Genomic DNA, 2,205 nt, shown 5'->3' on the forward strand with positions numbered 1-2,205 from the left:
CGAGTAGCGGGTGGCGTCTGTAGAAATGTCGAAATTATTTCAGGACAGCTCCTAAGTAAAAATACTGACCCGCATCAATATTCCCCTGCCGGACAGATGGTATAACTGCCATTGCCAAAGCCTGATCGGGGGTGGGATTTTACCATGTTAGTTCAGATGATCACCGGCAAAAGCGAAAAAGACCTGTTCACTGTTCTGGCCCTCAAAGCCGATGTTATCCTTGCGGTAACACTGACCATGGCCATTTTACAGCAGGCCATAACAGGCATGGAAACCAGCTGGATGCTGTTACTGGTTGGCTCATTATTCTCTGTTGTTGTCCTTACAGGTCTCGATAAGGGAGCACGCAAGGCGCTGGCGGGCATTCCCAGTTATATTCCTTATGTATTTGGCATTTACCTGTTTTTTGTCGAGGGATTTGGTCGTTTGACCCAGCTGGTGGCAAGCTTCAGTGTTGTTGATGCAGTATTGGTTATCCTGTTTTTTGCGGCTGGCAATGTTGTCGCAACTGTTGGTTATAATGCCGTCGTCTATGCCAGGCGGTTGGAGCAGTCTCATTGATACTATCGCCGGTTCCCGGGAACCGGCTCCGGGAGGCTAAAACTCTGCATCCAGTTTTCTGATAAATTCGATCTCTTCTTTCGTTGATGATTTTCCGAAAATTCTATCCCTGTGGATAAAACGTGAAAATTGATCAATCACTGCTTTATGTTTCAGTGCCTGTTTATAATGAACATCAAACTTCTGTTTCAGAACATCAGGCACTTCTTCCGTCAATGTCTGAAACAGGGACAGTGCCTGACTCTGATCCTCTGTTAACTCACTGTGCACCAGCGGTAAATAAAGAAATAGCCGCTCATAATAGTTTAATTGCTGGTCATCCCCGGTTTGTATGGCTGCCCTGGCAACACGCAGGGACAGGTTATCGTAGGCTAAAATCATCGGCGTACCACGATAAATACTTCTCGGAAACTGGTCCGCCAGAATGATATAGGCCAGTTTTCCCCTTGGGCTGGTTAACCAATCATCGTAAAACCCATTGGCCAACAAGATCAGGTCTTTCATAAATCGTTTTGTGATTTCCTGATCCAGATTATCTGAATTTGCGGTCTGCTTTTTAAACCATTTTGTTTCCATGCCATCGGCGAACCAAAACTCCAGGATCTCCTGCTGTTTTGACTGGACAGCTGCTGCTGATACAGATCTTGAACCCGGTAGCTGTTGATCCCATCGATAAAGCCCGCTTTTCTTGTTCCCGGGGTCGTAAAAAAAACGTTGATTCAGGCTTGGACGAAAACCACTGTACCAGGCGTTATCAAGATGGGAGATTAATCGATTTTCATTTTCGCCAAATACCCAGTTTTTACTGTGGGAATAAATGGGAACATCACCATGATTCAACACCAGCCAGATCATGGCCTTGCCATAATCATACATAAGCTGGCTACCGGCCCGTTCAAATTTAATTTCCCACCCGGCCCGGACGTGTGGCCCATTGGAGCGCGGCGGATACCAGTCAAGATCGGAATAAATCAACCTTTCATTGGCAATATATTGCCGGAAATGGTCAAACAATAATTTTGCCCGGCGTTCCTGGCCGTCAAGATAATCCATATGAATGTGGTATCCATCAATAATTGCCGCTTCCGGATCTTTGAATTCAGTGCTGGTATCGCCCACAATAACCTGAGGCCGATCCATAACAAGCACTCGCTGTGGTATCAGCCCTTCATGGTCGATAATGGGTCTGATAACCACCGAACTGTCCCTTCTGTTCATTAAATACCAGGAGATGACCCGGCTGAAATTGGTATAGAACAGAGGGTCATCACCGGTTTTCTGCCAATAAAATATATGGGTATCCTGTGCCGACAGAATATCTTTTATCTCAATTCCGATACTGGAAAAATACTGGCTGTAGGGATTTTTAATAAAGTCTATATCGATATCAGGATGATGATTATTGATTTCAAAAATAAAGCCTTTTACGGATTTGTCATCCGGGTCAATAATTGTGTTATTTTGATCAGACGTATTGGGGGAGTTATGATCAGCAGAGAAGTAATCAGGGTTTTTATAATTACTGGACCAGCTATCTTCTCCTGCAAACGCAGGGTTATCCCATATTGAAATATATATCAGGGACAATAGCCCAAGTATTGCCCCATAAAATATTCTCATCATTCACTGCCTGTTATTAAGGGA

At 44.5% G+C, this 2,205-nt stretch carries 2 protein-coding genes; one reads left to right on the forward strand and one right to left on the reverse strand.

From position 1 onward, the window contains the following. Positions 1 to 144: 144 nt before the first annotated feature. On the forward strand, positions 145 to 561 hold the full coding sequence (locus KDK14_RS00765; RefSeq protein WP_257263106.1) for a hypothetical protein: 417 nt from the start codon (positions 145 to 147) through the stop codon (positions 559 to 561). A 36-nt stretch (positions 562 to 597) separates the two neighbouring features. Here KDK14_RS00765 and KDK14_RS00770 read toward each other — a convergent pair whose 3' ends face one another. Continuing rightward, complete coding sequence (locus KDK14_RS00770; protein WP_257263107.1) at positions 598 to 2,184, reverse strand: DUF924 family protein; 1,587 nt, start codon at positions 2,182 to 2,184, stop codon at positions 598 to 600. Between the last annotated feature and the right edge of the window lie 21 nt (positions 2,185 to 2,205).

The sequence above is a fragment of the Endozoicomonas sp. ONNA2 genome (assembly GCF_024606365.1).
Classification (GTDB): Bacteria; Pseudomonadota; Gammaproteobacteria; order Pseudomonadales; family Endozoicomonadaceae; genus Endozoicomonas.

What these genes read in the sequence shown, in the direction of transcription:
- KDK14_RS00765 (WP_257263106.1), top strand. Translation starts at nt 145, where the DNA reads ATGTTAGTTCAGATGATCACCGGCAAAAGCGAAAAAGACCTGTTCACT.
- KDK14_RS00770 (WP_257263107.1), bottom strand. Translation starts at nt 2,184, where the DNA reads ATGATGAGAATATTTTATGGGGCAATACTTGGGCTATTGTCCCTGATA.